Source organism: Roseomonas sp. SRI_022 (genome assembly GCF_057586215.1).
This window is the reverse complement of sequence record NZ_JBYCZL010000039.1, coordinates 19,474-41,925: the sequence shown is the minus strand read 5'-3', so window position 1 is coordinate 41,925 and position 22,452 is coordinate 19,474. Positions and strand designations below refer to the sequence as shown.

25 protein-coding genes and 2 pseudogenes are annotated in these 22,452 nt (G+C 65.0%); 13 read left to right on the top strand and 14 right to left on the bottom strand.

What is annotated here, in order from left to right; all coding sequences use genetic code 11:
• Nucleotides 1-131 precede the first annotated feature (131 nt).
• Nucleotides 132-536, top strand: coding sequence for a hypothetical protein (locus AC2YHJ_RS25690; RefSeq protein ID WP_487399034.1), 405 nt, complete (start codon nucleotides 132-134; stop codon nucleotides 534-536).
• A gap of 296 nt (nucleotides 537-832) precedes the next feature.
• Here AC2YHJ_RS25690 and AC2YHJ_RS25685 read toward each other — a convergent pair whose 3' ends face one another.
• Nucleotides 833-2,311: a hypothetical protein gene (locus AC2YHJ_RS25685; RefSeq protein WP_487399033.1), complete on the bottom strand. Its 1,479-nt coding sequence runs from the start codon at nucleotides 2,309-2,311 to the stop codon at nucleotides 833-835.
• Between the two features lie 189 nt (nucleotides 2,312-2,500).
• Here AC2YHJ_RS25685 and AC2YHJ_RS25680 point away from each other — a divergent pair, with 189 nt between their 5' ends.
• From AC2YHJ_RS25680 to AC2YHJ_RS25670, 3 genes are read left to right on the top strand one after another with little or no spacing between them, the layout of a single operon-like run.
• On the top strand, nucleotides 2,501-2,725 hold the full coding sequence (locus AC2YHJ_RS25680) for an ATP-binding protein (RefSeq protein WP_487399032.1): 225 nt from the start codon (nucleotides 2,501-2,503) through the stop codon (nucleotides 2,723-2,725).
• 42 nt (nucleotides 2,726-2,767) lie between these two features.
• Nucleotides 2,768-3,052: a transposase gene (locus tag AC2YHJ_RS25675; protein WP_487399031.1), complete on the top strand. Its 285-nt coding sequence runs from the start codon at nucleotides 2,768-2,770 to the stop codon at nucleotides 3,050-3,052.
• Between the two features lie 38 nt (nucleotides 3,053-3,090).
• Entirely contained in the window at nucleotides 3,091-3,711 is a 621-nt protein-coding gene (locus AC2YHJ_RS25670; protein ID WP_487399030.1) for a hypothetical protein, read from the top strand.
• 4 nt (nucleotides 3,712-3,715) lie between these two features.
• Here AC2YHJ_RS25670 and AC2YHJ_RS25665 read toward each other — a convergent pair whose 3' ends face one another.
• Entirely contained in the window at nucleotides 3,716-3,922 is a 207-nt protein-coding gene (locus tag AC2YHJ_RS25665) for a hypothetical protein (protein WP_487399029.1), read from the bottom strand.
• Nucleotides 3,923-4,018: 96 nt separating this feature from the next.
• The gene (locus AC2YHJ_RS25660; RefSeq protein WP_487399028.1) at nucleotides 4,019-4,207 is read right to left on the bottom strand and encodes a hypothetical protein; all 189 of its coding nucleotides are present in this window, start codon (nucleotides 4,205-4,207) and stop codon (nucleotides 4,019-4,021) included.
• Nucleotides 4,208-4,284: 77 nt separating this feature from the next.
• On the opposite strand from AC2YHJ_RS25660, the gene AC2YHJ_RS25655 reads away from it, so the two are divergent.
• On the top strand, nucleotides 4,285-5,196 hold the full coding sequence (locus tag AC2YHJ_RS25655) for a class I mannose-6-phosphate isomerase (protein WP_487399027.1): 912 nt from the start codon (nucleotides 4,285-4,287) through the stop codon (nucleotides 5,194-5,196).
• Between the two features lie 6 nt (nucleotides 5,197-5,202).
• Here AC2YHJ_RS25655 and AC2YHJ_RS25650 read toward each other — a convergent pair whose 3' ends face one another.
• The 3 genes from AC2YHJ_RS25650 to AC2YHJ_RS25640 all read right to left on the bottom strand — a co-directional run bounded on the left by AC2YHJ_RS25650 (nucleotide 5,203) and on the right by AC2YHJ_RS25640 (nucleotide 9,429).
• Nucleotides 5,203-6,498 carry a glycoside hydrolase family 130 protein gene (locus AC2YHJ_RS25650; RefSeq protein WP_487399026.1) on the bottom strand — a complete coding sequence of 432 codons (1,296 nt, stop codon included), beginning with the start codon at nucleotides 6,496-6,498 and terminating at the stop codon, nucleotides 5,203-5,205.
• A complete protein-coding gene (locus tag AC2YHJ_RS25645) occupies nucleotides 6,495-8,780 on the bottom strand; it encodes a glycosyltransferase (RefSeq protein WP_487399025.1) in 2,286 nt (761 codons plus the stop codon). Before AC2YHJ_RS25645 ends, AC2YHJ_RS25650 begins: the two co-directional genes overlap by 4 nt.
• Nucleotides 8,781-9,222: 442 nt before the next feature.
• A complete protein-coding gene (locus AC2YHJ_RS25640; RefSeq protein WP_487399024.1) occupies nucleotides 9,223-9,429 on the bottom strand; it encodes a cold-shock protein in 207 nt (68 codons plus the stop codon).
• Between the two features lie 509 nt (nucleotides 9,430-9,938).
• On the opposite strand from AC2YHJ_RS25640, the gene groES reads away from it, so the two are divergent.
• The 3 genes from groES (at nucleotide 9,939) to AC2YHJ_RS25625 (ending at nucleotide 12,227) form a co-directional block, all read left to right on the top strand.
• Nucleotides 9,939-10,253: a co-chaperone GroES gene (groES, locus tag AC2YHJ_RS25635; protein ID WP_487399023.1), complete on the top strand. Its 315-nt coding sequence runs from the start codon at nucleotides 9,939-9,941 to the stop codon at nucleotides 10,251-10,253.
• A gap of 155 nt (nucleotides 10,254-10,408) precedes the next feature.
• Complete coding sequence (gene groL, locus AC2YHJ_RS25630) at nucleotides 10,409-12,055, top strand: chaperonin GroEL (RefSeq protein WP_487399022.1); 1,647 nt, start codon at nucleotides 10,409-10,411, stop codon at nucleotides 12,053-12,055.
• A gap of 43 nt (nucleotides 12,056-12,098) precedes the next feature.
• Nucleotides 12,099-12,227, top strand: coding sequence for a hypothetical protein (locus AC2YHJ_RS25625; protein WP_487399021.1), 129 nt, complete (start codon nucleotides 12,099-12,101; stop codon nucleotides 12,225-12,227).
• A gap of 250 nt (nucleotides 12,228-12,477) precedes the next feature.
• On the opposite strand, the gene AC2YHJ_RS25620 is transcribed toward AC2YHJ_RS25625, so the two are convergent.
• From AC2YHJ_RS25620 to AC2YHJ_RS25605, 4 genes and pseudogenes are all read right to left on the bottom strand, one after another.
• The gene (locus AC2YHJ_RS25620; RefSeq protein ID WP_487399020.1) at nucleotides 12,478-13,290 is read right to left on the bottom strand and encodes an Ntn hydrolase family protein; all 813 of its coding nucleotides are present in this window, start codon (nucleotides 13,288-13,290) and stop codon (nucleotides 12,478-12,480) included.
• 63 nt (nucleotides 13,291-13,353) lie between these two features.
• Entirely contained in the window at nucleotides 13,354-13,950 is a 597-nt protein-coding gene (locus AC2YHJ_RS25615; protein WP_487399019.1) for an exopolysaccharide biosynthesis protein, read from the bottom strand.
• 338 nt (nucleotides 13,951-14,288) lie between these two features.
• The gene (locus AC2YHJ_RS25610; RefSeq protein WP_487399035.1) at nucleotides 14,289-15,221 is read right to left on the bottom strand and encodes a carbon-nitrogen hydrolase family protein; all 933 of its coding nucleotides are present in this window, start codon (nucleotides 15,219-15,221) and stop codon (nucleotides 14,289-14,291) included.
• 255 nt (nucleotides 15,222-15,476) lie between these two features.
• Nucleotides 15,477-16,018 (bottom strand): annotated as a pseudogene (locus AC2YHJ_RS25605) (transposase family protein); the annotation flags it as partial.
• Between the two features lie 69 nt (nucleotides 16,019-16,087).
• Here AC2YHJ_RS25605 and AC2YHJ_RS25600 point away from each other — a divergent pair.
• Nucleotides 16,088-16,454, top strand: a pseudogene (locus tag AC2YHJ_RS25600) (transposase); the annotation flags it as partial.
• Nucleotides 16,455-16,602: 148 nt separating this feature from the next.
• Here the strand turns inward: AC2YHJ_RS25600 and AC2YHJ_RS25595 are convergent.
• The 4 genes from AC2YHJ_RS25595 to AC2YHJ_RS25580 all read right to left on the bottom strand — a co-directional run bounded on the left by AC2YHJ_RS25595 (nucleotide 16,603) and on the right by AC2YHJ_RS25580 (nucleotide 20,310).
• The gene (locus AC2YHJ_RS25595) at nucleotides 16,603-18,357 is read right to left on the bottom strand and encodes a hypothetical protein (protein WP_487399018.1); all 1,755 of its coding nucleotides are present in this window, start codon (nucleotides 18,355-18,357) and stop codon (nucleotides 16,603-16,605) included.
• 490 nt (nucleotides 18,358-18,847) lie between these two features.
• Entirely contained in the window at nucleotides 18,848-19,291 is a 444-nt protein-coding gene (locus AC2YHJ_RS25590; protein ID WP_487399017.1) for a DUF4236 domain-containing protein, read from the bottom strand.
• 293 nt (nucleotides 19,292-19,584) lie between these two features.
• Nucleotides 19,585-19,740 (bottom strand): hypothetical protein, encoded by a 156-nt coding sequence (locus tag AC2YHJ_RS25585; protein ID WP_487399016.1) that lies wholly within the window; start codon nucleotides 19,738-19,740, stop codon nucleotides 19,585-19,587.
• A gap of 126 nt (nucleotides 19,741-19,866) precedes the next feature.
• Nucleotides 19,867-20,310, bottom strand: a complete 444-nt coding sequence (locus AC2YHJ_RS25580) for a DUF4236 domain-containing protein (protein WP_487399015.1) — start codon at nucleotides 20,308-20,310, stop codon at nucleotides 19,867-19,869.
• Between the two features lie 153 nt (nucleotides 20,311-20,463).
• Between AC2YHJ_RS25580 and AC2YHJ_RS25575 the strand changes: the two genes are divergently transcribed.
• The 4 genes from AC2YHJ_RS25575 to AC2YHJ_RS25560 all read left to right on the top strand — a co-directional run bounded on the left by AC2YHJ_RS25575 (nucleotide 20,464) and on the right by AC2YHJ_RS25560 (nucleotide 22,402).
• Nucleotides 20,464-20,706 (top strand): helix-turn-helix domain-containing protein, encoded by a 243-nt coding sequence (locus AC2YHJ_RS25575; protein WP_487399014.1) that lies wholly within the window; start codon nucleotides 20,464-20,466, stop codon nucleotides 20,704-20,706.
• Nucleotides 20,707-21,031: 325 nt separating this feature from the next.
• Complete coding sequence (locus tag AC2YHJ_RS25570; RefSeq protein ID WP_487399013.1) at nucleotides 21,032-21,337, top strand: hypothetical protein; 306 nt, start codon at nucleotides 21,032-21,034, stop codon at nucleotides 21,335-21,337.
• Nucleotides 21,334-21,708 carry a hypothetical protein gene (locus AC2YHJ_RS25565; RefSeq protein WP_487399012.1) on the top strand — a complete coding sequence of 125 codons (375 nt, stop codon included), beginning with the start codon at nucleotides 21,334-21,336 and terminating at the stop codon, nucleotides 21,706-21,708. Before AC2YHJ_RS25570 ends, AC2YHJ_RS25565 begins: the two co-directional genes overlap by 4 nt.
• A 136-nt stretch (nucleotides 21,709-21,844) precedes the next feature.
• Nucleotides 21,845-22,402 (top strand): hypothetical protein, encoded by a 558-nt coding sequence (locus AC2YHJ_RS25560; RefSeq protein ID WP_487399011.1) that lies wholly within the window; start codon nucleotides 21,845-21,847, stop codon nucleotides 22,400-22,402.
• Nucleotides 22,403-22,452 lie beyond the last annotated feature (50 nt).

The following is a 22,452-nucleotide window of genomic DNA, read 5'->3' as shown; positions in this document are numbered from 1 at the left end:
AGCACCCGACGATCCGGGTGCTACCGGCCCGAGCCCCGCGACGTGAACCACAGCGGGGCAGCGCGGTGCTCTCCGCGCGAACAACCGTTCGCTCTTAAGCACCGCGAAGCCAAGCGAAGGCCGCGATCATCTTGTTGCTTTCTGCAGCCTTCCCGCAGATCGGCATCGTTGGCTTCGATGGGCAGATCGAGGTTGAGGCGCTGCGTCTCTACGGGTTGCCGGAGGATGCGCCGTCGATCCTCTATGGTTGCCCATCGCTGCCGGCCGGGACGCAGGCCATTGCACTGAAGACCAGCCGGGACCTGCCGAGCCTCGCTGCCGGCACGACGGCCAATGTCGACGTGACGGTGCCTGGGGCGCGGCGGGCAGACTTCGCCGACGCATCGTTGGACACCAGCAGCATCGCGTTCGTGCTGGATTGCCATGTGTGGTCGAACAACAGCGTGCACGTGACGGCACGGAACGTCAGCGCGTCGAGGGTAGATCTCGCCGCCGCGCCGCTGGCGGTGCAGGTGGTGAAGCGGCGTATCCCGTGAGCCGGGCGGCGGCTGCGGCGCCGTCACCTCCGCACCCGCCTCCAACCATGCGGCCGGCTCGATGACGGCCAGCCTGGTGGGCGCCGGCGGGTTCGCCGCCATCCCCACCACCGCCCTCGATCCGCCCCACCGTGCGGCGTCTCCAGCGGTCCCCGCGCTTGAAGGTCCGGGTCCCCTGCCGCGACGATACCAGCCAGCGGCGACAGTGAAAGCGACGCTTGATCGTCGCCTCTCAGATCACCCCGAAAACTTGGCGTCCTCCCGCATGGGATAGGGCCGCGAATATGGGGACGGGGTCAGGAACTGAGGCGGAAACTGACCCCCTCGACGTCCCTGGGCTCGTGCGGGCCGCCCGCCGGACAGGGGATCGCGTCAGAAAGCTCCGGCTCAAAGACGAGACCGAAGCACTTCTGGCAGAACCGCCACCCGCTCTGTCCCGGGCCATCGATGTCGTGCGGCAGATGGAACTCCAGGCTGCTCGGCTTATGCCCAAGGCGGAAGTCAGGCCGGTTTGGCTGCGGACATTGTCCCCCTCGATCCACTGACCGGATCGGGAAGAAGAGGCCCCTGCACCGCCCGCACTTTGTCCAGCCGCGCAGGAACTCGCCCTGCGAAGGCTCGACCGTCGATATCTGGAAGATCGAGCCGCCCTTCGCCGGTTCGTGCAGATCTCCGAGCGAGCAGTTGCTGTTCTCAATCTCAGGCTCAAAAAACAGAACACTGCATTTCCGGCAGCGGCGCCATCCTATCGAATGGTCGGAGGAATCAGTGAGGACGCCGTGCTGGAGCCGGTAGTTGAAGGCACGCTTATCAGCAATCCCGGCGAGCGGATGATCGAAGGGAAGCTGCAGGCCCCCGGGGTCGGGAAAGCGTGTGTGTGGCCTATTGTTATTGGCCGGGCAGCCTTCCTCGTTCGTCGGCTCAGAATAGAGCCCGAAGCAATCTATGCAGAAGCGCCAACCCGCTTCCGTCGTTTCATCGCTGGGCAGACTCTCGACGCCCGTATGCGTCAGGACAAAGGTGCCGTCCTGCGAATGGATCGGCTTTGCCGGCGCCGGGCACTTCCCCTTCTGGTTCGGTATGCCATTGAAGTGCAGCCCCTCGCACCGCACGCAACGATGCCATTTTGCCTGGAACGAGATACCCGGCACTCCTTGGGGCAGACGGAAATTGCGGCCCGTTGGAGTATGGGAATGTCGCCCTCCGGCGGGGCAGTCGCTCTTTTCGGTTCCCGGAGCGAAGTACAGGCACTTGCACTTATCGCACATCCGCCAGTCCCGCTGCGACGGGCCCAACGCCGCTTTCTCACCGATCAGGAACTTCAACGGCACGTTCGTATTGCCGTTTGCTCCAATGGCGTGAATGACGAGTCTGTCGGAGGATTCCCCTTCCAGCGACGCGCCGGCTTCGTTGCTGCCGAAGAAGGGGATAGTCCAATCGATCCGAAAGAAGATGTTCGTCCCATCGACGTTGTATCGCGCGGAGCCTTCAGTTCCCGTGGCGAAGCCACTGCTCCTGGTTCCAAGCACTGCCGAATGGTTGGCCTCGATTACCGGTTCGGGGCCGGGGGAAAATCCCCCGTGGTCGTGCACATGGTCGAAGAGCAGCAGCTTGCGGCCGGTCGTATTGCGAATTTCCAGAGTCGCTGATCGCTCGAAGATGGACAGGGTATGCTCAACGGCCTGGATGGCCTCTGCGGTTGCCTTGATGGCTTCCGCGGCCCGTTTCAGAAGACCGATAAAGTCCGCAGGCTCTGCGGCAGCGCTGTCCGACATACCTGCCTCCAATCGTGTTCCATCGAGTGGCAAAGGAGCGGCATGGCGTGGTGGTGCCTGGGCTCCGATGGCGGCATCAGAACCTCTCTAGAGAGAGGGCGTCCCGGCACAGCTTTTTCGATATTTCATCGAATTGATATATGCCGCTGGGATGGAGTGCAAGCGATACGCGGCGCGGATGGTGGCTTGGTGGTTCCCCTCGCCGGACCGCAATTCCCCCGGGCCTTCCGTCCTGCCGTCGTGCCGCCGGATGCGTCCGGCCTGAGCGAGTTCGGCGTGGGCATGAAGAGCGCGGCGTGCTGGTTCTTCAGCCATTGGCGCGTGCGCACGAAGGCGGTTGGCGAGGCCGTGGAGCGCACCGTCAGGTTCGACATCGAGCGCATCGTCAACGACGATCGCGAGGAGCTCGACTGAAGTTGAAGTTGACCCGCCTTCGTGGACGCCCCGAGGCTTGAGATGGAGGTGTCCGAGATGCCCAGGTTCAGAGTGCCCTACCCGCCGGAGTTCCGGCGGCATATTGTGGAGTTGGTCCGGTCCGGGCGAACCCCGCAGGACCTTGCCCGTGAGTTCGAGCCGAACGCGCAGTCGATCGCGTACTGGGTCCGCCAGGCAGAGCGCGATGCCGACGATCGCCGCGACGGAGGCGCGACCAGCGCCGAGCGAGAGGAGCTGAGCAAGCTCCGCCGCGAGAACCATCGCCTACGCCAGGAGCGCAACATCTTGGCAAAGGCGGCGGCCTGATTCGCGAGGGACAAGACCCCGTCCGGGTCTTCGAATTCATGAGCGCGCACCAGGTCGAATTCCCCATCCGTGTCATGGCCCGCGTGCTGCGGGTCTTCGTGCGCTGCTTCGATGCGGCGACGAATGTGCGGGAGAACATCGCCGGCGACGCGCTGGCCTCGATCACCACGCTGCTGTGGAACATCCCGTCCAAGGCCTGGACCGGCGGCGCGGCCATGGCCGATGCATCGCTGAACAAGCGTATGACGGTGCGGCTTGGCGCAGGGGTGGCCTTCGCGCAGATCGGCATCGTCGGCTTCGATGGGCAGATCGAGGTCGAGGCGCTGCGGCTCTACGGGCTGCCCGAGGCGGCGCCGGCGCTGATCTGCGGCACGCCAACCCTGCCGGTCGGGCAGCGGGAGCTCGCCGCCGAGGTGGCGTGGGACCTCCCTAGCCTCGCGCCTGGCGCAACCAGCCTGCTCGACGTCATGATCCCCGGCGCCCGGCAGGGCGACCTTGCCCATGCCGCGCTGGTGTCGTCGACGCGCTTCATCGAGCTCGACACCGCAGCGTGGTCCAACAACACTGTGCGCGTCATGGCCAGGAACATCTCGCCGGCCACCTTTGACCTGGGTGCGGCGACCCTCTCCGTGGCCGCGCGTAAGCGAGGGCTGCCCTGAGCCGCTAGAACACCCGGTCGGTGATCATCAGCGGTGTGCCAGGCGGAACCAGACCATCGTCCATCGCCACCGCTCGAGAACAGAAGATCAGCTTCTTTCGGGCGTTGTCACTGGCAGCGTCCCAGATGCGCAGGTACTCGTCGCGCAGCTCCGGCCCAGGCTTGCGGCCCGGCACACGCTCGGCGTTCGGTGTCTTCACATGTTTGCTCATCGTCGTCTGCCTCACCGCGTGCCGAGCATGATATCTGCTACTCGAAGGGCCAAGCGATTTCAGCAGCAGTTCGCTTGCTTCCGCAGCACTCGCATTTCAGCGGAAATCGCGCATCGCCGGCATCTTTGGGCGACGTAATCTCGGCTCGGGCCGCTTCACTTCGTCAGCGCGACCGAGCGTCTTCTCTGCCCAGCCGCCATCTACTTGGCCATCGATCGTGCCCCGCGTGGCGAGCAGATCCGACCGATCGATCAGCCGCGATGCGATGAGATGCACGATCGGCACCTCGGCGTGCTTGTTCTCGCGTTCGATGCACCCCAGTTCATTCGAATGCCATCAATCTCAAGAGAATGCGGGTACGCATGAGCCACACGGCGCTGCGCATCATACCCACGCTGGTCGAGAGAATCTGGGGCCGTCGCGACCTCGGTCTCTGGATTGAAGCGGCCCCTACGGCCAGCGGCCCGGCCATCGGTGAAGCATGGCTGAGCGACATCAACTGCGAGATCGAGACAGGCGGGACGCTCGGCGACAATCTCACACGTTGCCATGCCGACCGCACCGGACCCGTTTTGCTTGCCAAGCTTCTCTTCACGTCGGCGTCGCTGTCGGTGCAGGTGCATCCGACGGACACGGCAGCCCATGCGTCGGGCAGGTTCGCTTCCGGCAAGGACGAGGCCTGGCACATACTGGAAGCAACATCCGATGCCCAGGTTTGGATCGGCTTCGAGGAACCAGTCACCGCCAGCGTGCTTCGCGCGGCCTCGGCCGATGGCACGGTACTCTCGCTGATGCACCAGCATGCGGTTCGCGTCGGCGATACTCTCCTGATACCCGCCGGTACGGTGCACGCGATTGGCGCCGGCCTGGTGCTGCTCGAGGTGCAGGATCCAATCGATGTCACGTACCGGCTCTACGACTATGGCCGGGCGCGCCCACTACAGATCGATGACGCCTTGTCGGTCGCCGATCTCGGCAGGTCCCGCGTTGTCATCGGCGCGGCGACGAATGCGGTACGGCAGACGCTGACGGTTGGCCCACGCTTCGTGCTGGAGCGGCTTGCCGTGGCAGGCGGTGTCACGCTTGTGCCGGATGGCGGCCACGAACATATCCTGGTGGCGCTTGCGGACGGCGTCACCTTGGACGGTCGCGCGCTGCCGCGGGGTACGGCTGCGTTCGTCCCTGCCTCAGGCGACGCGGTATGGATCACCGGTACGGCCGTCGCCCTGCTGCATCCCGGGCCCGGTCCGAGCCCGTGCCTCGCGATGGGCTGAGCCTGCTCAGCCCATCGCGTGGAGCAGCGCCGCCACGGGCATCACGGCGAAGCGTGTGGCGGTATCCGACGCCGCATAGGGCAGGATTAGCTGCCCGGCATGAACCATCGAACCGCAGGAATAGACGACGTTCGGCACATAGCCGTCCCGCTCACCCTTGATCGCCGTCAGCATCGGCTCGCGTAGCCGCGCTATCATCCGGCTTGGATCGTTCAGGTCCAGCAGCGCCGCGCCGATGCAGTAGCGCCGCATCGGGCCCACGCCATGGGTGATGACAAGCCAGCCTTCCGGCAGTTCGATCGGGCTGCCGCAATTGCCGATCTGCACGAATTCCCAAGGTTGCGCAGCGGCGAGGATCTCCGTCGCGTCGTTCCAGACATGCAGATCGTCGGATCGGACGATCTGCAGTGTCTCGCCGTCCGACCGCGCCAGCATCGCATAGCGCCCGCCAATGCGACGCGGGAACAGCGCCATGCCCTTGTTGCTGACCGCATCCCCACGCAGCGGTATGAAGGAGAAGCGGCGGAAGTCGTCGGTCCGCAGCATTTCGGGCGCGATCTCCCGCCCGGAATAGGCCGTATAGGTGGCGAAGTAGGTGGCGCGGCCATTGTCTTCGACGAAACGGACGAGGCGCGCATCCTCGATGCCGTTGCGCTGCTGCTGCGTGATCGGAAAGATCACGCGCTCGCCAAGTTCCGTGCTGGGCGGAAAGGTCACGTCATACGCATCCGCCAGCCGTGCCGCGGTGCTGCGGCGTGGCGTCGTGGCGAAACGGCCAGGGGGATCAAGGCGGATCGCGCCTGCCCCTGTGACAACACCGGAGCAAAAGCAGACCGAGCTGATGTGGCCCTCGCCGGTGGCACGGAGACTCATCACAAAGCGCAGCTCGCCCGCCTCAAGCCCCGTCTGGTCTGGATGCGAGACGATGGACGGATTGAACAGCGCGATGGACTGGAAGCTGTACTCGTTGCTGAAGAAGGCGCCGATCAGCAATCGTCTTGCCTCAACCGGGTCGTCTTCAAGGCCCAGCAGATCGCGAATCTGCGCGTACCGTTCGGCGAAGGTGATCGCAATGTCGGCATGACGCGCGCCGAAATCGCGCAGCGTCGTTGCGAGCTCCGCTTCAACCGCCGCCACGTTCATCGCCAGGATCCGGTCGATCAGGCGCGTCGCGCGCAGCAGGTCCGACCGGTGCAGATCCCGCGGATCAAGGGCAGAGAGAAACGGACGCAGGATGACCCGGGCAGGGTCGGGTTCGATCAGGATCGGCAGCCTGACCAGGTCGGCATCGCCGTTGGTCACTCTGCCACCTGCACGAAGCCGTCAGCAAGGCTAGGTGACGCGGCCGCCAGTGCAGCACGAAGCTCGGTCGACGCCATCAGAAAGGCGAGCGTCGATTCCGCACCCTGGTTTCCGTTCACGCGGTCACACAGCAATCCGTCGCAACACCCGCCGGTGCTCTCATCGTAAAGGGGCTGCCCAAGGTCGTTGTCGCCGAGAAACCAGGTAAAGGCGCGCTGGGCCTCGGCGAGCCAGATGCCATCGCCGGTCACGCGCCAGGCCTCGAGGCATGCACCGATGGTGGCCGCAGCCTCAAGCGGCTGTTGGTCATACACCGCGCGTTCGTCACCTCGACGCCAGAAGCCCTCGGAGCCAATCGGGCGGAAGTGCTCGCCGTCGGCAGTTTGGGCCTGACAGAGCCACTCGAGCGCCTCGATGCCGAGCGTGACCCATTCAAGCCGGCCAGCCTGATGGCCGGCGGCGATCAGTGCCTGTGGCAGGCGGGCGTTGTCATAGGAAACGATCTCCTCGAACCAGGTCCAGCCCGGGCGTCGATTGCCGCGCAGATGATCGTAGAGTCGTTCCGCAAGGGTCGTCCGCAGCCGCGAAAGGCGCAGATCCTCCGGCCGTGCCGCGAGGGCTTCGAGAATGCCCAGCAGGGCAAAGGCCCAGGCGCGCTGGGAGGTCAGCGCTAGCACCGGCGGCCCGGCCCGTTCAAGCAGGCCATAGGCCCAGGCGCGATGCGACGCGTCGGCGGCTCTCGCCGCGACAGTGCCGATCGCCCAGACCGCACGGCCGTGGCTGTCGTCGGAACCTACGGCTTCTAGCCAGCGTCGGTCATAGGCCATGAAGTTGCGGAACCGCCCAGTGCCGGCATCCCAGGCGTGCTGCACGAAGGCTGCGGTGATGCTGAACAGATAGCCCGCAGGCGGCGGCGCCGTGCGGCCGGCGGTCAACTGGGTGGCAAGAATCAACCCGCGGGCATTGTCGTCGACACAATAGCCATGCGCCCGGTCGACGACCGCCAACGTCGCGTGCTGCGCGAGGCCGGTCGGGTCCAGCAGCTGCGCGAGATGCGCAAGGCTCACCGGTGGGACAACACCGCCCTGCGGCGCAAAGCCCCGGCGCAGCGGTGCCACGACACCGGCACCACCCGCCTTGGCCATCGCCGCGAGCTGTCGCGGCTTGGCACGACGCGACGCTTCCAGTCGCACCTGGTCAAACACGTCGCGGTAACGCTCGCCGATGCGCGACCACCGCATGTCGTGTCCGAGCGCATAGGCCGTTTCGCGCATCGCCTGCAGCCTGTCAGGATCGGCGAGCAGCCCCACCACCGCGGCGGCGATGGCCGGCGGATCGGCGAAGGGCACCAGCACGCCGCGCCCCTCCGCCAGCAGTTCCGCGGCATGCCAGTAGGGCGTCGAGACCACCGCCTTGCCCATACCGAAGCTGTAGGCGAGCGTGCCCGAGACGCTCTGCGCCTCATTCAGGTAGGGCGTGAGGTAGATATCCGCCGCGGCGATGGCGCGCGTCAGCGTTGGCAAGTCGACGAAGTGGTCGAGGAAGCGCACATGGTCACTGACGCCAAGCTGCGCCGCGAGAGCCTTGAGGGAGTCGCGATGCGCTTCGCCTGCGCGCCGCAGGATGTTCGGATGGGTGGCACCGACGACGAGGTAGAGTGCATCCGGCCGGCGCGCGACGATCGCGGGCATGGCGCGGATGGCCTGTTCGATGCCCTTGCCGGGTGACAGCAGACCGAAGGTCAGCAGCACCGTCCGGCCAATGGCATTGAACTCAGCCTTGTGGCCGGCGGGCGGGTTCTCAGCCGGAATCTCCGGAATGCCATGCGGGATCACCGTGATGCGGTTGGCCGAGACGTCGTGGACGCTGCTCAGGATGCGCTGTGACCGTTCGGTCATCACCACGAGCCGATCGGCGTGGCGGATCACCTCCTCCATCACGCGGTACTGGCCTCGCGTGGGGCGGTCCAGCACGGTGTGCAGGGTCGCGACCACCGGCATCGTCGCAGCTTTGAGCAGGGTCAGCACCCGTTCCCCGTCGCGATCGCCGAAGATGCCGTACTCATGCTGGACGCAGAGGACGTCGGCATTCACCTCGCCAAGGAATTCGGCCGCGCGACCATAGGCGCGCGTGTCGTTCTCCGGGATCTGCAGCCAGACCTCCGGCGGATAGGCGTGACTGGCACCCGTCTCCGTCATCGCCATGACGAAGCATTCGGCGCGGGGTACCGCACTGGCGACGGCAGTACGCAGGTCTCCCGTGAAGGTGGCGAGGCCACACATACGTGGGGGATGATTGCCGAGGAACGCAATGCGATGGAGCGGCGGGGCTGAAGGACTCATCGTGACACGGCTCCTGCTGATGATTCACCTGGCGGATGGTGATGGTCCCCGTGAGCGCGAGGTCTGTTCCCATGGGGCGGCACAATCGCCTCGGGCATCACATCGGAGGCCTGGCGTGCGCAGCCTCCATCCCGTGCTGCGGGTCGAGTGTTGGGCGAACCGTTCGGAGCTGCGCGTCAGTCGAAGCTTACGAGAGCCAAAGGCGCAACATCTCTATCCGCTGGCGCCCGCTGAAATCAGGGCAAGCCTGCACATCGCTCCCGGATCGGCACGGCGGCACTTCGAAGCTTGCTGACGCGGTAAGCCCAGTTGGGCGAAGCAAGGCGTTCGTCCGTGTGTATCCCTCGGCGTCAACCAGTGGGAGAACAGCATTCAGTGCGCCCTACGTCAGCTTGAGATTGCCTGCGGAAACCTTCCCTTGCTGTCCCTGCTGAATCTCGTACTGGAGCTTCTGCCTTTCCTTGGGGCTTGCCATTCCTGCCCGTTCAACATCGGCAGCGTGTAGGAACACGTCCTTCGAGCCGTCTTCGGGTTGGCTGAACCCGTATCCCTTCGTCGCGTTGAACCATTTCACAGTGCCGACAGTCATTGCGGCGCATCCTTCTGAACGCGTTGCCGGCGCGCAAGAACGCGTAGCGGATCAAGCTTCGTAGGGAAACGTGCACCGAACTCAGAGCTCGACTGAGAGCGGAGGGGGCAGGCCGGACCGGACGATCGTGACAATTGAGCAAGTGGTGAGGCCAGCCATGCTCTACAACCCTCGGCGCGACGGTCGGGGGAGATGCACTGTCGTTGGCTCAGACGAGAAGGCTCTCGGCGTGGCCGCTAGCTCGCTTCGACCACAGCGCGATCGCGTTGCCGATGCACACTCAGCGATGCTGACTTGTCGGTGACACGAATGGCTGAGCAAGAGTTGCGCCGGATCGAAGAACGTGTCCCAGCGCGCAGGCGAGGAGCGCTCCGAATGAATCATGGACATTCGCGTCGGGAAGGCCCAGTTGATTAGCACTCTGCCCGTGAGAGTGCCAAGCGGCTGCCAAGGCAGCGCCGGCGTCACCGCAGCGGGGCAATCCACAAGAAGCTCAAGGAGAGGGCCGCATGAATTTCCGTCCCCTGCACGACCGTGTTCTCGTTCGCCGCGTCACCGCGGAAGAAAAGACTGCCGGCGGCATCATCATCCCCGACACCGCCAAGGAAAAGCCGCAGGAAGGCGAAGTCGTCTCCGTCGGTGCCGGCGCCATCAACGAACAGGGCGAGATCCGTCCGCTCGACGTGAAGGCCGGCGACCGCATCCTGTTCGGCAAGTGGTCCGGCACCGAGGTGAAGCTCGATGGCGAGGAACTCCTGATCATGAAGGAGAGCGACATCATGGGTATTCTCGAAGGCGTGTCCGCCGCGAAGAAGGCCGCCTAGAGCAGATCGCGCCTGACTGGAATCAGTCAGGCGCGTGAAGATGCTCGCTCAAACAAGGGGTTGGAGCGGGTTGCGTGAGCGCAGTCGAACGCAAACGGCTCAAAGGCGCCGCTTCGCTACGGCCGCTTACAACCGATTTGCAAAGGTAGAAGACAATGGCTGCTAAGGACGTGAAGTTCGGCGCTTCGGCGCGCGAGCGTATGATCCGTGGCGTGGATATCCTGGCCGACGCCGTGAAGGTGACGCTGGGCCCGAAGGGCCGCAACGTGCTGCTGGACAAGAGCTACGGCGCCCCGCGCATCACCAAGGATGGCGTGACCGTCGCCAAGGAGATCGAACTCTCCGACAAGTTCGAGAACATGGGTGCGCAACTCGTGCGCGAGGTGGCGTCACGCACCAGCGACACCGCCGGCGACGGCACCACCACCGCGACCGTGCTGGCGCAATCCATCGTCCGTGAAGGTGCCAAGGCCGTGGCCGCCGGCATGAACCCGATGGATCTCAAGCGCGGCATCGACAAGGCCGTCGCCCTCGTTGTCGCCGACCTCGAGACGAACAGCCGGAAGATTTCCACCTCGGCCGAGGTCGCCCAGGTCGGCTCGCTCTCCGCCAATGGCGACGCGGAGATCGGCGAGATGATCGCCAAGGCGATGGACAAGGTCGGCAAGGAAGGCGTGATCACGGTCGAGGAAGCCAAGAGCGTCGAGACCGAGCTCGACATCGTCGAGGGCATGCAGTTCGATCGCGGCTACGTCTCCCCGTATTTCATCACGAATGCGGAGAAGATGATCGCCGAGCTCGAGAACCCCTACATCCTCATCTTCGAGAAGAAACTGTCCGGTCTCCAGGTCATGCTGCCACTGCTCGAGGCCGTGGCGCAATCGACGCGTCCGCTGCTGATCATCGCCGAGGATGTCGAGGGCGAGGCGCTCGCCACGCTAGTGGTGAACAAGCTGCGTGGCGGCCTGAAGGTCGCGGCGGTGAAGGCGCCGGGCTTTGGTGATCGCCGCAAGGCGATGTTGGAAGACATCGCGATCCTGACCAGCGGCCAGGTGATCAGCGAGGACCTCGGCATCAAGCTCGAAAGCGTGACGCTGGAGATGCTCGGGCGCGCCAGGACCGTGCGGATCGAGAAGGACAACACCACGATCATCGACGGTGCCGGCGAGAAGGACGCGATCCACGGCCGCATCGCCCAGATCAAGGCGCAGGTCGAGGAGACCACCTCCGACTACGACCGGGAGAAGCTGCAGGAGCGCCTGGCGAAGCTGGCCGGCGGCGTTGCCATCATCCGCGTCGGTGGCTCGACCGAGGTCGAGGTGAAGGAACGCAAGGACCGCGTCGATGACGCGCTGCATGCGACCCGCGCCGCGGTCGAGGAAGGCATCGTCCCGGGCGGCGGCGTCGCGCTCGTGCGCGCCTCGGTGAAGCTCGCGGGCCTCAAGGGGTCAAATCCGGATGAGCAGACCGGCATCGAGATCGTGCGCCGCGCGATCCAGTCGCCTCTTCGCCAGATCGCCACGAATGCCGGCCAGGACGGCGCCGTGGTTGCGGGTGAAGTGCTGCGCACCGACACCTACGAATACGGCTACGATGCACAGTTAAGCGAGTACAAGGACTTGGTGGCCGCGGGCATCATCGACCCAACCAAGGTCGTGCGCTCGGCCCTGCAAGGGGCCGCGTCGATCGCGTCACTGTTGATTACGACCGAAGCGATGGTGGCCGAACGGCCCGATCGCAACCCCACGGCCGGCGGCCCGCCTGGCGGTGGCATGGGCGGCATGGGCGGGATGGACTTCTGAGCGTCGTCTCGGGGCGGGTCGAAGGGGCCCGCCCCGGTCGCGCGTGCTGACCGCGGCGGACATCCAGCTGCTGTCCTTCGCGCGGATCACGCTGTTGCGTCCGCGCTGGGTTGTGCTCGGTGATGCGACGGATGCGCTCGACCCGGCGTGGCCGACGCCATGCTGCGGCTGATCGCGGAACTGCTGCCGCAAGCCGGCATTGCCCTGATCGGACGGCATCCCGGATCGGCGGAGATCTTCAGCCGGCGGCTGACGCCTGAGCGCCCGGCCGGCGGCGAGATCCGGCTCAATGAGATCTGGAAACGGCGCCAGGCGGCGAAGGTGCCGCGCCCCAGGCCGCTCAGCGTCGTCGATCGGCTCCGCGAGGGATATACGGCCGCTGATGGCAACCGCACCGGCACCTCAAGGTCCCTGAAGCGTCGTCAGCGTTCCCGCGGCTCATCGGGCAGGTGGAAGCTCTTCCGCTGCACCCAGCGGAAGCCCTCATGCTTCGTGATGGTCGCAATCTCGACCGCTCCGCCAACGGATTTCGGCAGGAAGACGGCGAAGCGGACAAAGCCGATCGTCGTCTCGACCAGGAACCGCGCGAGGTCGATCGCGTCCTGGATCGGCATCGCCGGGACGGCGAGCGTCGCATACAGATCCTTGACCAGTCTCTTTTGAAGGTCGGCTGCCTGCTGCGGCGCCATGCCATGGCGTATCAGGACGGCGTCGATGTTGAAGCCGATACCCAGGATGAGCCGATTCAAGGCTTCGTACTGTCCGTCCCACAGCACGCCAAAGCCGTTCTCGTCCATGACGCGCCTCGGCGGTGGGCAAGCCTGCTGCGTCAGGTTGACTTCCCAGATCTCGGCCAGGGGGCGACCGGCGGAGTAGCCGCAGACGCGCAGCTGGATGTTCGTCGGATCCGCACAGACCGCGGCCTTCTCCTCGAAGAGAAAGCTGCGCAAGCGGTCTGCGACCTGTTCAACCGTATAGGTTTCGGGATCGAGCCGCCAATCCCCGTGGTCCGCGCTGAGACCGGCAAAGCGCCGCCGCAGGTCCTTGAGGAGCGTTTCGACAGACTCGTTCCCGATGCCACCCGATCCAGTGGACATGGCCCCTATGGACAGGCCTTCGCATAGATTGGCGATCTTGTGCGCGTGTGCGTAGATCTGTCCGCTCTCCATGGAACCCGCGCTATCGGCGGCCATGACGATGCCGTCGTTGATCTTCACCGAGACAATGACTGTCACAACGAGACCCCTTCCTGCGGTGTTGCCTTCAACTGCGGTCCCTCGCCGCGCGCAGCCTCCCGCTCAGAGAAGGCCGGGCACCCAGCCCGTGGCACTTGCCGTTTCCCATATGACGATGCCAGTCGCCGCGAGGATGGAGAGTGCGGCCAGCAGCGCGGCGCAGAGCAGCACGCCGTCCTCCTCCAGATACGCGAAGGCGATCAGCGTGATAACCAGGGCGGGCAGGACATTGCTCAGCGGCACCGGGGCAAGAAGGCAGGCGCCCAGCAGCAGCACGATGCCGCCGACCACTCGCTTCGTCGCCTCGAACGGCGTATACCATCGCGGGCGGACGAACCGCTCCAGCCACCGTATGACAGGCACCGCGCGACGCACCATCTTCGCAAGCCTGTGTGCCTCGAAGTGCTGTTCGCCAACGCGGTTGGGAAACATCGGTCTGCCGCGGGCCAGAATCATCTGCATCGCCGGGACCATCAGCAGTATGCCGGCCACGGCCGACACACCCGGAAGAAGACCAAGGATCGCCAAAACTAGAAGCACGATACCAAACGAACGGTCGCCCAGCCGGTCCAGGAGCCAATTGAGCGATACCTGCCCCTCAGCAAGCATGGCATCGAGCATGGCTTCCAAGGCGAAGGAGGTGGGCGGGCGCAGGCTCATTGCACCGCAGCATAGGCGGCCTGCGCGGCGGAATGGGAGCAATGAATTGTGCTTCGCCGAGCGGAGGCCATCACGCAAGTAGAAGCCGTCGCGCCCGCGACGGCGTGTCGATTAGTGGATATGTCTGCATCCCGTCGACGCGGAGCCGAAAGCAGCCGATCCCGCACGACGCCCTGCGCCAGCGCCACCGCCACCGCCACCGCATCAAGATCATGTTCAGCAGGCTCAAGGATTCGCGCCGCATCGCTATGCGGTACGACTGCCGCGCCCACACCTTCTTCAGCGCCATCGCACTCGCCGCAAACGTCACCTTCTGGTTCAATCAGTGAGTCCTAAGCTTAGTCGAATCGAATAGGAGTCTGCCTCTTTCGATTCACGGTAAGGGTGAAAACGTCGGGCCTGGCATAATGCCCACTCGCGTCAAACTTTCGCCGCGAGGCACGCGCCGCCGCCACATCGATCTCGGCGAACAGCAGGCCCTTCTCTCGATGCATCGGTCCTGCGATGACGCCGCCGAAGGGCTTGTAGACGACGGCGTCGCCCGCGTTGATCCATTCGTCCTTGTTCGGGAAAAGCTCGTCGCGATACGGCACGTCATCGGGGATGTCGGATGCTTCCAACGCCGTCGCGCATCCGACTACCCAGCAGCCGCCCTCGCGCGCGATGTGCTGCATCGTCGCGAGCCAGGTTTCGCCGCTGTCCCAGGTCGGGGCGACGTAGATGTCGATGTTCTGCGCATAGAGCGCGTAACGCGCCAGCGGCATGTAGTTTTCCCAGCAGATCAGTGCCCCGACGCGACCGACCGAGGTGTCCACGACATTCAGACCAGAGCCGTCGCCGAAGCCCCAGACCATCCGCTCCGGATTCGTCGGCATCAGCTTGCGGTGGTTGTTCGCAAGCCTGCCGTCCGCGTCGATGATCGCGCAGCTGTTGAACAGAGTGCTGCCGCTGACCGCGCCATCGACCTCCTGGTATCCGAGTACGATGACCACCCCGTGGTCCCTCGCCGCGTCCAGAAGCGGTCGCAGCCCGTCCCGGCTCAGGTCGACTGAGTTCGCCTGCGAGAGGGCGTAAAGCTCATCGGTCTTGCCCATCCCAGCCCCCGGCGGCAGGCGCCAGACGAACGTCGGATAGCCGGGAAGCCAGGCCTCGGGAAACACCACCATGCCGCAGCTTTTGGCTGCTGCCTCACCGACAAGCTCGACTGCGCGCGCCATGGATTTTTCGAGATCGAGGTAGACCGGCGGTTGCTGGACAACGGCAAGCTTCATGTGATTGTTCCGCTGCGCCCCGGGCTGGGGCGAGGGCATCGTATCACGTCTGCTGCGCTGCCTTCGCACGCTGCTTTTCCCAGCGACACCACTCGCAGACCTTCTACGGGGCACGCTGCGCCTCCAGAGTTGCTCGTCGGCGGGCGACAAGCCCAGAGAATGTTGGAATCCGGTTTCCACCGCTGCTCCAATCTTCTCTCTCACAACCTGTCTCTCCCGCACGGCGGATCGCGCTGATGCGCAGGTTTGGCCACCGGCAACGAAGGCCTCAAGGAAGGCAGCTGCCGTGACGCGCGTGGCGCTCTCGACCAGTTGGACGAAGGCGAACTTGCTGGTGCGGTCGATGGCAACGAAGAGATAGAGCTTGCCTTCGGCGGTCTGCACCTCGGCGATGTCGATGTGGAAGAAGCCGATAGGGTACGCCTTGAACGCCCTCTTGGTGACCTTGTCGCCTTCGACTTCGGCAGGCGGGGGATCCCGTGTCGCTGCAGGCAGCGGTGCAGTGAGGACTGCGTCAGCTGCGGGATCGTGGCCTGCAGGGCATAGAGGCAGTCATCGAGGGGCAGCAGCGTGTGGCGGCGAAAGGCCACGATGATGGCCTCCTGTTCGCTGGACAGGGTGGTTGAGTGGGGTGCCTTCGGGCCTGTGGCCTGATCGGAGACTGAGGATCGTTTACGCCATTTGGCGATGGTTTTGGGATTGACGCCGAAGCACCGCGCCAGGTCCCTCAGGCTCGTTTGACTATGTTGGATCGCGCAACGGATGGACTGTCGGGAACTCCGTGTGTGACCGGTCATGATGGGAAAGAAGGAGCCCCCATGGCCCCACGGAAAGAGCCTCAGTTCCCTGACGCGATCCTGGACTAGCTGCTGTCCGGGTCGGAAGCCAGCGCCGCGTTCGACCGGGGTGGCCTGCTGGACCAGTTGGAGATGGCGCTGGAGGTCCCACGCGACCGCCAGGACAGCTTCGACCCGCTGCTGATCGCGAAGTACCAGCGCCGCTTCCCCGGCTTCGACGACAAGATCATCTCGATGTATGCGCGGGGCATGAGCACGTGCGAGATCGCGGGCCACCTGCAGGAACTCTATGGGTTTCGAGGTCTCACCCGACCTGATCAGCACGGTCACCGATGCGGTGTTGGACGAGATCGCGACCTGGCAGGCGCGGCCGCTGGAGCCGGTCTACCCGCTCGTGTTCTTCGACGCGCTGCGGGTGAAGATCCGCGACGAAGGCGCCGCGGCGTAGTTCCGGAACAGGCGTGGCACCCCGGGCATGAGGTGACCCTCCATACCTCCAGAATCACCGCGCCACGTTGAGCCCGGCATTCCAGACGCGCTGTCGAATACGGCGCCCCAAGGCTACGGCCGGCGTGCCCGGCGGCTCAGTAGGGGTCCGAGCAGTGGGGGTCTTCCTCGGAGTTGCCGGGTCCTTCCCTATCGAGGTCACGGCCCTTATGCCCCCTATGCCCCCTATGCTTTCCGCCATCCGAGCGTCGTGAACCAGAACCCACGTACGCGCCACCAAGGGGCTGTTCATCGCGCAGGGCGTAGGTCGTCGTGCTCCATCGACCTCGAGGCTTCGCCGCGGTCATCACCAGTGAGCCGATCCGCGTGCCGACACACTGAACAAGCGCGGCGACGATGACCTGACGCCCTCGATCATGCGGGTCGAGCAGGCGTCGGATTTCCGGCGCGAGGTCCTTGGCCGCGATCGGCATCGAGCCATGGATGCGCCACCAGAGGCGGAACACTTCCGTCGTCCTGTCGCGTTCCGGATCCTGTTCCTTCGTCCGGCGTATTGCGTCACCGGGATCGCGACAGCCCAGAGCCAGGAGTGGATCGCGAACGTGCCTGGACCAGACCTCATAGGAACCGATGGGGGATCCAGGCGGCATTTTCGCACCTTCGAGCTGGCCCCATCGCCAAATCGTCAAGGCATCCGCCAGCAGTACCGCGCGACCCTCTAGGATTTCATCGTCGAACCCCGGTGTGAACCGGCGCCGCTCCGGCTCACTGCTTCCACCATCCAGCATGACGACGAGAAATCGGCGGGCCAGATCCTCCGATAGCTGAACGCCATTCCCCGTCACGGCGACGAAGGTCGTCGAGTGTAGGCGGCGAACTCCGCTTCGGCCCAGCGGACGGGTCGCGCACGTCTCCTCTGTCAAAATGCTGGCCAGCAGATCCGATCGAAGGGCGGTGGAGTTGATGTTGTCCAGAAACAGGGCGGAGCGAGCCTCCAGGAGGGATGACGCAATCCGCTGGTCGAATTCCGTCCTTGTGGTTCCGGCGGTCATCGCCATCGGATGACGGCCGTAGGCGATTGCGCAGATCGCTCGGACCAGCTTTCCTTTCCCGGTCCCTGCGCCGGAAAGCAGCGGCGCCCGGATCAACAGGCCGGGCGCAAGCGGCAGAGACGGCCGGCAGACAGCCGTCAGCAGCCCGTGAATGAAGCAGGATTCGTCCAGGCCGATCGGCGCATCGAGATCGACCAGCATCAAGCCGCTGTCGGGATCTTCCTGCCGCACGGCGTCGGCGAATGGGAAGGTCGCGAAGGCATCACGCAATCGCCGGAGGGCTTGCCGAGCTTCAATCCGTGTTGGCATGTGCGGTACATCCGGCGACTGCTGCGCATCGCAGAACATATGCGATGCGTCGTCATAGCCAGCGGCGGGCAGGATGGTGCCGCCGACCTTCAACAGCGGTGCCGCCGAGATGCCCCGCAACGGGCGTAGGTGCCACTCCCCCTGCATGCCCAGGTAGACGCGGACGACGTCCGAGGGGAGTTTCACACGCTCGAGGCTCTTGGTGCCGTTACGCGTCACCTTTGCCGCTACGATGGCAGCTGCCGCCTTGTGCGCCAATCTGGTGACGCCAGTTTCGTCGAGGGGGCGGGCAAGAAGCTCATCGGTGTGCTGGTCGCGGACCAATAGAGCCGGTCCGCCAAAATCGAAGAGCCCGGATTGCTTGGCCAGGATGTCTCTCAGTCGGTCCGCGGTCGCTGCCGGGTCAGTCGGATCGACCAACAGCACGCCACGGTCGCCGGGAACGCCATCTTGCTCGTCCGCCGAGCCAGATTCTCCGCTCGACGCCGATATGATGTCGGCCTCCGTCGGGCTTCCAGTTGGGTGCGTCATGCTGCCGACCCCGAAGCGGCCACGGCGCTGGGGGCCATCCCGTTGGGGGTATCGATCTCGAGGCCGGCGGCGCCGGCACCGGGCAGTGGCCCTGGACGTGAAAGACGTCGGCACAGGGTAGGATCGGGCTGCGGTTGGTCGGTCTCGGGTGTCGTCATGTGGCGCGAGCCTTGTCTCGAGTGGACGAGCGACTCCGTGCTGCCCTTCAAGGGCAACTGAGGAGGCTCCGAGACCCGGTTCGCGCTACAGGCCACCAAGGGCCAAAGGTCTCGACCCTGTCGGGCACGCGACATATGGATGCGAGCGCATGTGGTTCAAGGCTTGCGGGGACGACCCGGCATGATCGCGGCTGTCCGCGACGAGGTGCTTACAACCATCTCGCGTGCCCCGGCGTGGTTCAGCTTGCCAGGATCCTGTGATTCACGCAGCGGCGCGACGCCGTGGTGTTCAGGCGGGACGACGACCCCGCATTCGGTAGACCGTCCCGAACCTAAAGCGCGCGCAGGATGCGGATCCACAGGATGAACATGGGCAGGAAGATCAGGACGAAGAACAGGAAGCCGCCGCCCTGAGGCTCGGGCCGGACAACGGGCGAGACGATCTCGGTGCCGGACCGCATTGGCGGCAACGTCACGGTCAGGGTGATCGGGTCGTCGTCCTTGATGGTGGGATCCTGGACCTGGGCCATGGCCCGCAATGCCGTGACGAGATCCTGGTTCCTGATGGTCGCCGCGCGTGCCGCCGGCAGCTCCCACGGAACTATCTTTGTATACGACAGCCCCGTATCGGGGGCACTGAGGGTTGTTCTCAGCCCCCTGCTGCTGACGTTGACGGTTGTGCCCCGTCCACCGGCACTCAGGCTGGCGCCGCTCTTGCTGAGATTCAGATGGACGCCGCGGGCGAGCCTGATCCGACGTCGAAAATTCAAGGCCACGCTACCTCCATCGGAAGGACACCCGTACTGCCGAGACAAGTCGCCAGGTGCGACAGCCCGCCCGATATATCCCATTTTGGGTTATTCGACATCAGGTTTGTAACGAGGCGGCCGGTTCAGGCGGATTGGCCTGCTCATAACATCTGCACTTGAGTGCACGACTCACCCCATACTCGCGTAGAGCCGACAGAAACCGCTCGATCGCAGCCGCCCATCCCGGACCCCTTTTGAGGAAGTCAGTGATTCGTGTATGCCGTCCGTCCTTGAGCCCACGCCAACTCGCCGGCGATCAGTCATGCGACATCTACCAGATAGGCCCGAACAGCGGCCTCCCCGTTCGGCCGCGCGAGGACCGGCTTTGTGGCAGGGTAGATCTGCATCTCACCCGCCGTCGTGATGGAGCCGAGGCCGACGGCAGTGCCTTCCGCGACATCCGCCCTTAGCGTCATGGTTTGCTGCACGGCAGCAAGGACGCCCAGGCCCGGAAGCTCCTCCGTGACGCTGCGCAGCTACTCCCCTGCCCGCCCTCTCATCCGGACGGTCAGGCATAGGCCCTGATGCGGTGGAACTGAACGTCAACGCCCGCGCAGCACCCTGACCCAGAGCACGAAGATGGGCAGGAAGATCAGGATGAAGAGCAGGAACCCGCCGCCCTGCGGCGCGGGCCGGACCACTGGTGAGGCGATCTGGGTGCCTGGCTGCCTTGGCGGCAGCGTCACGGTGAGGGTGACCGGATCTTCGTCGCGGATGCTCGGATCCTCAACCTGCGCCATCGCCCGTAGCGTGGTGATCAGTTCGAGCATGCTGATGCTGGCGACGTGCCGTGCGGAGACCGTCCATGGAACGGCTTCAGTGTAGGACAATCCTGTCCCGGGAACGCTTAGCGTTGTCCTGATGCCCGAGGAATTCAGGTTGACGGTTGCGCCGTGTCCGCCTGCGCTGACGCTCGCGCCGCTCGTGCTGAGGTTCAGATGGATGCCGGGCGCGAGCTTGATGCGCCGTCGAAAGCCCAGTGCCATTCTGCGTCCCCCGCCATGGAACATCGGTGCGCTTGGCCGGGATGCGCTGAGCGATTGGTGACGCTCCCGGCCGGAAGCCTGAACTATCCCATTTTGGGTTATTCGGCATCAGGTTTGTAACGAGATGGCCGGTTCAGACGGATTGGCCCGCCCATGCCCCGCTCGCGCCGCTCGCCCCGCCGGGCACGGCTGCAGGAAATCCTGATCGGAAAGCGCAACGCCGCGGGGCTGACGCAGGTGGCGCTGGCCAAGCTGCTGCGGCGTCCACAGAGCTTCGTATCCAAATACGAGACCGGCGAACGACGCCTCGATGTCATCGAGCTGATCGAGGTGTCCGAGGCGCTTGGGGCGGATCCGGTGGCGATTGTGCGGGCGCTGCGCAAGGTGACGGGGTAACGCTCGATCGATATCCGCAATTAGGATATCTCGATGCCCGCCCCGAAGACCACGCGAGATGGAGTTGCATCCCGGCCGCCACCTCGCCGACGGCGCGTGGGCGGATCACAACGCCGCGCCGGCTGCAGAAGGCGGGGCTCGGCGAGCGGCCGGACGATGCTGATGATCTGTGCTGAGGAAAGACTGGTGTTTCGCCGAATTGGTATAATTCTAAGACAAAACATCGCCGGACAAAGGCTTTAATCTATCGCGAATTGAAATATACCAATCGCATTTCGCCGCATTTTGTTCACGCTCATCCTGTTCACTTCATCAGGAGAGCGACATGGCTCTGACCCGCGACCTCATGGTCGGCGAAGGCGTTCGGATTGACGCCACCGACACCTGGCTGCTCAAGAAGATCATCGAGGACGGCACCGCTGCCGTGATGTTCGATCCCACCGGCAAGGAGGTGACCCTTCGTCAGGATGTCGCCTATCGCGTCGGACCGGGCTTCCGGCTGAGCGTGGTGGCAATCGACGCGCCGGCGCACATCCGCCTGGTCATCGACGCCTACATCCCGCTGGTGCACCTGTATCCGCCGCGCACCGGCAAGCCGGTCGTCAAGATGCCGAAGGGACCCGGGTCATGACCGGGAAGCGAAAGCGTGACCCGCACCACCCGGTCCTCCGTCCGCGGCAGGGCGGCCAGAGGAAGGAGGACCTGGCGATCCGTCGGGCCCTCATTCGCAGTGCCGCCTTCATCCGGCGGGAGATCGAGGCCGAGATCGGACGCCTGACGGCCTTGCGTGGCATGTCTGAAGCCGAGCTCGCGCGGTTCGGGACCGTCCCTTGGGAGGTGACCATCACCCTCCGCCGTGCCCAGAAGGCGCAGATCCACCTGCACTATGCAGAGAGCGTCTGGGCCGCACTGCCGGAGGCCATCGAACAGGGCGAAGCAGTCATGCTCGAATGCCGGACCGTCCCCGGTGACGTGCCGCCGGCCGACATCGAGGTCGAGTAGACGTGACGGCTGGTTGGCGGCCCCTCGTCTGGCCATATGACGCTGGCCACCGACGCCGATGTATAGCCATCCGCATCGGCCCGATGGCGGCGCGCGGGCCGTTCCTCGGGAACCGGCAATGCGGCATGCTGGCGGCATGTCAAGCAGATCCCAGTCCGCAAAGCCGAAGGCCACCCGTCAGACACCGCTCGAACGAGCCCTGACTGACCTTGCCGAACTTGCGGCCCAGCGGCGCGCGACGCCGATCGCCATCGGCCACATCCTCGCGCAGGTGACCGGCGCGGATCGGGACGCGGCCGCGAAGGAAGCCGGGCTGGCCCGAAGGTCTGCGTATTATCTGGCGACCATCGCCAAGGCCATCGACGCGGGCCTCATGTCAGAAGCCGATGCGACGGCGCTGGGGTGGACAAGGGCCCGCACCTTGGCGGCAGAGGCGCTTCGAAGCAGCCGGAAGGTGCCGTCGTCGGAGGTCAGATGGGCCAGCGCTCAATCCGCCAAGGCCGTCGCGGCCGGTGCAGCACCAACCGGTCCGAGCCTCGAGATGATAGAGTTCGTCCTCAAGCCCCGGCAGGCGTCGATGGTGCGACGGGCGCTCGAGGCGCACGGCGCGCCGCGGGGCGCAGGACCCGAAGCACGTGCGACGGCCCTGACCGAGATCTGCCGAATCATCCTGCGTCACGCGGCTGGGGCTTGACGCGGCGTAGCGGGCTGCAGTAGCGATTGATCGTTCCTGGCATGGTTTGT